Genomic DNA, 6,683 nt, shown 5'->3' with positions numbered 1-6,683 from the left:
CGTAAGGGCGAAACCCTAAGCCGCCATCACCGCAGCAACGGATATACCCCCAAATCGCAGCCTTCAGCAGCTCCCACAAAAGATTGGAGCAATGACGAGCTACGTCTGGCTATCACCCTCATCCGCATCATCACTATCCGGCTCGTCGGTGGTCGAGTCATCGTCGCCCGCGCTACCTCCCTGGCCCTTGTCCCCCGGTTCGGATTCGGACTTGGCCAGCATCAAGGCACTGTCTCCCACCTGATCGCTCGACACCTGCTCACCATGGCGCGTGCACTCAGCCCACGCCGAAGACATACCCACCGACAGCAACAGCAACACCTTAAACAACAGCACACTGCGTTGAAAAATGCTCATAGCTGATTCCATCCTTTCGAGGAGAGCCTGGCGGCGACGAACCCAATCGCCATGGCGTTGGCTGCAATCTAGTTGTGATCGGTCGGGTTCTCCAGATAGGACGCTGACTAAAGCCAGGAAATGCCACATCCTTCCAGATTGGTTGTGAATAACAGTTAGAGCCAATCCAGCTAACACGACGAGGCCACCTGCCATGGATCTTTCGCAAACACTGCTGCAACTGGAACAACGCCTGCTGTCACAGGGGATTCGACGCGATGCACAAGAACTCTCATCCTTGATCGCCGATGACTTCCGCGAGTTCGGCGCCAGCGGCGGCACCTGGACCAAAGCAGACTTGATCGAACAGTTGCCTCAGCAAGCCTTCGTTCAACGCACCATCAGTCAATTCGCGGTCAAGCCGTTGTCGGAACACACTGCACTGGTGACGTATCACTGCCACAACACCCAAGCCGACAGCCTGCGCAGTTCGATCTGGCGTAAACAAGACGAGCATTGGCAAATGCTATTTCACCAAGGCACCCATATCCCCACGCCCCTATAAACACGGGAGCGCCAGCGACTCGCGCCGCCAACAAAAAACCCCGCGGCTTTCGCAACGGGGTTTTGGGCGTGACGGTTCAGCGCTTAGTGGTGTTCACGGGTCGCGCGGAATTTCACGTCTGGCCAGCGCTCTTCCATCAGCGCCAGGTTGACCCGGGTCGGGGCCAGGTAGGTCAGGTGACCACCGCCGTCGACCGCGAGGTTTTCCACGGCCTTGACGCTGAACTCTTCAAGCTTCTTCTTATCGCTGCAATCGATCCAGCGCGCGGACCACACGGTGATTGGCTCGTAGGCGCACTCGACCTTGTATTCCTCTTTCAGGCGGCTGGCGACCACATCGAACTGCAGGACACCCACGGCGCCGAGGATGATGTCGTTGCTGCGCTCCGGGAAGAACACCTGGGTGGCGCCCTCTTCGGCCAGTTGCTGCAGGCCCTGGCGCAGTTGCTTGGATTTCAGCGGGTCCTTCAGGCGCACGCGGCGGAACAGTTCCGGGGCGAAGTGCGGGATACCGGTGAACCCCAGGGCTTCGCCTTCGGTGAAGGTGTCGCCGATCTGGATGGTGCCGTGGTTGTGCAGGCCGATGATGTCGCCGGCAAACGCTTCTTCCAGTTGCTCACGCTCGGAGGAGAAGAAGGTCAGCGCATCGCCGATCCGCACGTCCTTGCCGGTGCGCACGTGGCGCATCTTCATGCCTTTTTCGTACTTGCCGGAGCAGATGCGCATGAAGGCAATTCGGTCGCGGTGCTTGGGGTCCATGTTCGCCTGGATCTTGAACACGAAGCCGGTGAATTTCTCTTCCACCGGTTCCACGGTCCGCTCGTTGGCAACCCGTGCCAGCGGTTTTGGCGCCCAGTTGACCACGGCGTCGAGCACGTGATCGACACCGAAGTTGCCCAACGCAGTACCGAAGAACACCGGCGTCAGCTGGCCGTCCAGGAACTCCTGCTGGTTGAACTCGTGGCAGGCGCCCTGCACCAGCTCGAGCTGTTCGACGAAGCGGTCGTACTCGTCACCCAGGTGGTTGCGAGCTTCATCGGAGTCGAGCTTCTCGATGATCTTGACTTCGGTCCGCTCGTGGCCGTGGCCCGCGGTGTAGACAATGATGTAGTCGTCGGCGAGGTGATACACGCCTTTGAAGTCGCGGTAGCAACCGATCGGCCAGGTGATCGGCGCAGCCTTGATTTTCAGGACCGCCTCGATTTCGTCGAGCAGTTCGATCGGGTCGCGGATGTCACGGTCGAGTTTGTTGATGAAGCTGACGATCGGCGTGTCACGCAGCCGGCAGACGTCCATCAGGGCGATCGTCCGTGGCTCTACACCCTTACCGCCGTCGAGGACCATCAAGGCCGAGTCGACTGCCGTCAGGGTACGGTAGGTATCTTCGGAGAAGTCTTCGTGGCCCGGGGTGTCGAGCAGGTTGATCATGTGATCGCGATACGGAAACTGCATGACCGACGTGGTAATCGAAATACCCCGCTGCTTTTCCATTTCCATCCAGTCGGAGGTGGCATGGCGGTCGGATTTGCGAGATTTCACCGTGCCGGCAACCGCAATCGCCTTGCCCATCAGCAAGAGCTTCTCGGTGATGGTGGTCTTACCCGCATCGGGGTGGGAAATAATGGCGAAAGTGCGGCGTTTCGCGACTTCGGCGGCCTGTTTGGTCATGGGAAATCGCCTGGCAGGTGATTCAAAAAAGGGCGGCGATTATAGCCCAAGTTGAACCCAGAACCGAACCGTTGAGCACATTAAGGGTGGCCAAATGCTGCCTAAGATGGGAACCTTTTAAAGCGTAGAGACGTCCACTCCCCTGTTACGACCTTTCGTCAGGGGCTGAAATATCTGCAAGTCAGCCTGACGAGGCTGTGCTCATGGCTCGACCTCATGCCGTTTTGCCGGCATTGGCGAGCTGCTTTTCGCGAACACCTTCCCGGCAGCCAGGCATGGCGTTGCCACACGGGAATCTGTTCGCCGACTGAAATAAAGGAGTCCGCCTGTGGCTATTCGCTATGGCAAAGGGCTGATAGGGGGAGCGGTTGTCGTCGCCCTCCTGGCCCTGCTGATCCACTGGATCGGCATCAACACGATCGAACTGTACCGCGACGATTTGTTGTTTTACCTGCAAGCTCACCTGATCCTCGTCCTCGCTTCCATGCTGGCCGCCCTTGTCGTGGGCATCCCTGCCGGCATCCTGCTCAGCCGCCCGACCCTGGTCGGACGCGCCGAACGCTTCATGCAAATCTTCAACATCGGCAACACCGTCCCACCCCTGGCCGTACTGGCCATCGCCCTGGGGATCCTCGGGATCGGCAGCGGCCCTGCCATCTTCGCCCTCTTCCTCGCCTCCCTCCTGCCCATCGTGCGCAATACCTACGAGGGCCTGAAAAACGTCCAGGGTTCACTCAAGGAAGCCGCCGTCGGCATCGGCATGACCCCGCGCCAAGTGCTCTGGCGGGTCGAACTGCCGAACGCCGTGCCGATCATCATCGGTGGCGTGCGAGTAGCGCTGGCGATCAACGTCGGTACCGCGCCCCTGGCGTTCCTGATCGGCGCCAACAGTCTGGGCAGCCTGATTTTCCCCGGCATTGCCCTGAACAACCAGCCGCAACTGATCCTCGGCGCGGCGTGTACCGCCCTGCTGGCATTGCTGCTGGACGGTCTGGTGACACTGAGCAGCCGCCTCTGGCTGGAACGCGGGTTACCCCAGTCCTAACCCGGCTGAGCGAAGGAATCACGATGAAATTACCAAGCTTGTTACTGGGCTGCGTCCTGCTGTGCGCAGGATTTGCCCAGGCCGCCGAAAAACCCCTGATCCGCATCGGCGCCCGGGTCTTCACCGAGCAGACCCTGCTCGCCGAAATCACCGCCCAATACCTGCGTGCCAAGGGCTACAACGCCCAGGTCACCGGCGGCCTGGGCAGCAACCTGGCCCGCAGCGCCCAGGAAACCGGGCAACTGGACATGGTCTGGGAATACACCGGGGTCTCCCTGGTGTCCTACAACCACGTCACGGAAAAGCTCGACAGCCAGCAGTCCCTGGCCCGGGTCACTGAACTGGATGCGAAGAAGGGCCTGACCTGGCTCTCGCCGTCGAAATTCAGTAACACCTACGCCCTGGCACTGCCCGAGAAAATCGCTGCGCAGTTCCCCGAGGTCAACAGCATCAGCGAGCTGAACACGGCGCTGCGCAATCAGGCCGAGGACAACCCGCTGGTGGCCCTGGACACCGAGTTCGCCAACCGTTCCGACGGCCTGGCAGGCATGGTCGAGCGCTATGACATGGACCTGACCCGGCGCAACATCCGCCAGATGGACGCGGGCCTGGTCTACACCGCACTGCGCAATGGCCAGGTGTTTGCCGGCCTGGTGTACACCACCGACGGGCGCCTGAGTGCGTTCAAACTCAAGTTGCTCAAAGACGACAAGCATTACTTCCCCGACTACACCGCCGCCCCCGTGGTGCGCCAGGTGTACCTCGACGCCCATCCGCAACTGGCTGGCCAACTCAAACCGCTGGCCGATCTGTTCGATGACGAGACCATGCGCCAGCTCAATGCCCGGGTCGACGTCAATCATGAAAGCCCGTCGGCCGTGGCCGCAGACTTCCTGCGCCAGCACCCACAGCTTTCGAACAACTGAACCGGAGGAAAAGCCATGGATTTCCTGAACGCCTTTTCCCATCTGGACTGGCCTCTTGTCCTGCACCTGACCTGGCAACACATCACCCTGGTCGGGATCGCCGTGACCCTGGCGATTGTCGTCGGCGTGCCCCTGGGCATTGTGATGACTCGCTTTCCGGCACTGGCCGGCCCGCTACAGGCCAGCGCCACCGTGCTGCTGACCGTGCCCTCGATTGCCCTGTTCGGCCTGCTGCTGCCGTTCTATTCGAAGTTCGGCCAGGGCCTGGGGCCGATGCCGGCGATTACCGCGGTGTTCCTGTACTCCCTGCTGCCGATCATGCGTAACACCTACCTGGCGCTGACCGGCGTCGAACCGGGTATTCGCGAAGCCGCCCGGGGCATTGGCATGACATTCGGCCAGCGCCTGCGCATGGTCGAACTGCCGATCGCGGTGCCGGTGATTCTCGCCGGTGTGCGCACCGCCGTGGTGATGAACATCGGGGTGATGACCATCGCCGCGACCATCGGCGCCGGCGGCCTGGGCGTACTCATTCTCGCCTCCATCAGCCGCAGCGACATGTCGATGCTGATTGTCGGCGCGGTCCTGGTCAGTGTGCTGGCCATCTTCGCCGACCTGCTCTTGCAATGGCTGCAACGCTCGCTGACTCCAAAAGGACTCCTGAAATGATCGAACTTCAAAACCTCAGCAAAACCTTCCGCAGCAACGGCAAAGACGTCAAAGCCGTGGACTCGGTAAGCCTGACCGTCAATGAAGGCGAAATCTGCGTGTTCCTCGGGCCATCGGGCTGCGGCAAAAGCACCACGCTGAAGATGATCAACCGCCTGATCAAACCGACCTCGGGCAAGATCCTGATCAACGGCGAAGACACCACCGACCTCGACGCAGTGACCCTGCGCCGCAACATCGGCTATGTGATCCAGCAGATCGGCCTGTTCCCCAACATGACCATCGAGGAGAACATCACCGTGGTCCCGCGCCTGCTCGGCTGGGACAAACAGAAGTGCCACGACCGCGCCCGCGAGTTGATGAGCATGATCAAGCTCGAACCCAAGCAGTACCTGCACCGCTATCCGCGTGAACTGTCCGGTGGCCAGCAGCAGCGCATCGGCGTGATCCGCGCGCTGGCCGCCGATGCCCCGTTGCTGCTGATGGACGAACCCTTCGGCGCAGTCGACCCGATCAACCGCGAGATGATCCAGAACGAATTCTTCGAGATGCAGCGGGCGCTGAACAAGACGGTGATCATGGTCAGCCATGACATCGACGAAGCGATCAAGCTGGGGGACAAGATCGCCATCTTCCGCGCCGGCAAGCTGTTGCAGATCGACCACCCGGACACCTTGCTCGCCCACCCGGCGGACGACTTTGTCAGCAACTTCGTGGGCCAGGACAGCACCCTCAAGCGCCTGCTGCTGGTCAAGGCCGAAGACGCCGCGGACAACGCCCCGTCCGTGAGCCCGGAGACCCCGGTGGCCGATGCGCTGGAGTTGATGGACGAACACGACCGCCGCTATGTGGTCGTCACCTGTGCCGAAAACAAGGCCCTGGGCTACGTACGTCGCCGCGACCTGCACCGCCAGGGCGGCTCATGTGGCCAGTATCTGCGCGAGTTCAACGCCACTGCAGCCTACGACGAACACCTGCGCATCCTGCTGTCGCGCATGTACGAGTTCAACCGCTCGTGGCTGCCGGTGCTGGATGCGGAGCGGGTGTTCCTCGGTGAAGTGACCCAGGAATCAATTGCCGAGTACCTGAGCTCCGGCAAGTCCCGTGGCGGCAAGACCAGCATTGTGTCGCCGGCCGAGACTGCGTTGGCCTGACCAACGCCATCGCGGGCAAGCCCGCTCCCACAGTGGTTTCTGTCGTACACAAATCCCATGTACACCAAAAACCCTGTGGGAACGGGCTTGCCCGCGATTGGCATAGGTATCTACACAACTGTGGTGCGACCGGGATGTTGGATCAGGCCGAGTACATATCCATTTCTTCGGTAACGGCCACCTATGGTTCCGCCTGACGGCGGCTCACTTTTGAACAGCCCAAAAGTAAGCAAAAGGCTCTTACCCCACCACTCGGTGCCTCGCTAAGGCTCGGCATGCCCGTACTCCGACATTGATTTGGGGGGCCGCCGCAATGGGCCC

Annotated in this window: 7 protein-coding genes; 5 read left to right on the top strand and 2 right to left on the bottom strand. The window is 60.9% G+C overall.

Annotation, left to right across the window (positions count from 1 at the left end):
- Positions 1–99 precede the first annotated feature (99 nt).
- Complete coding sequence (locus ACM6IP_RS21065) at positions 100–357, bottom strand: hypothetical protein (protein ID WP_414862219.1); 258 nt, start codon at positions 355–357, stop codon at positions 100–102.
- Between the two features lie 193 nt (positions 358–550).
- On the opposite strand from ACM6IP_RS21065, the gene ACM6IP_RS21060 reads away from it, so the two are divergent.
- Positions 551–901: a DUF4440 domain-containing protein gene (locus ACM6IP_RS21060; protein WP_414862218.1), complete on the top strand. Its 351-nt coding sequence runs from the start codon at positions 551–553 to the stop codon at positions 899–901.
- 83 nt (positions 902–984) lie between these two features.
- On the opposite strand, the gene ACM6IP_RS21055 is transcribed toward ACM6IP_RS21060, so the two are convergent.
- The gene (locus tag ACM6IP_RS21055; protein ID WP_414862217.1) at positions 985–2,568 is read right to left on the bottom strand and encodes a peptide chain release factor 3; all 1,584 of its coding nucleotides are present in this window, start codon (positions 2,566–2,568) and stop codon (positions 985–987) included.
- 328 nt (positions 2,569–2,896) lie between these two features.
- Here ACM6IP_RS21055 and ACM6IP_RS21050 point away from each other — a divergent pair, with 328 nt between their 5' ends.
- Genes ACM6IP_RS21050 through ACM6IP_RS21035 form a run of 4 tightly spaced genes read left to right on the top strand, consistent with a single transcriptional unit; the run spans position 2,897 to position 6,362 of the window.
- On the top strand, positions 2,897–3,613 hold the full coding sequence (locus tag ACM6IP_RS21050; protein ID WP_095169435.1) for an ABC transporter permease: 717 nt from the start codon (positions 2,897–2,899) through the stop codon (positions 3,611–3,613).
- 23 nt (positions 3,614–3,636) lie between these two features.
- Positions 3,637–4,539, top strand: coding sequence for a glycine betaine ABC transporter substrate-binding protein (locus ACM6IP_RS21045; protein ID WP_320333642.1), 903 nt, complete (start codon positions 3,637–3,639; stop codon positions 4,537–4,539).
- Positions 4,540–4,554: 15 nt separating this feature from the next.
- The gene (locus ACM6IP_RS21040; RefSeq protein ID WP_095169437.1) at positions 4,555–5,208 is read left to right on the top strand and encodes an ABC transporter permease; all 654 of its coding nucleotides are present in this window, start codon (positions 4,555–4,557) and stop codon (positions 5,206–5,208) included.
- Positions 5,205–6,362, top strand: coding sequence for a betaine/proline/choline family ABC transporter ATP-binding protein (locus ACM6IP_RS21035; protein ID WP_095169438.1), 1,158 nt, complete (start codon positions 5,205–5,207; stop codon positions 6,360–6,362). The genes ACM6IP_RS21040 and ACM6IP_RS21035 overlap by 4 nt, the downstream gene beginning before the upstream one ends.
- Positions 6,363–6,683 lie beyond the last annotated feature (321 nt).

Source organism: Pseudomonas sp. IT-P176, assembly GCF_949767245.1.
Lineage (GTDB): Bacteria > Pseudomonadota > Gammaproteobacteria > Pseudomonadales > Pseudomonadaceae > Aquipseudomonas.
This window is presented reverse-complemented; position numbering and strand designations above follow the sequence as displayed.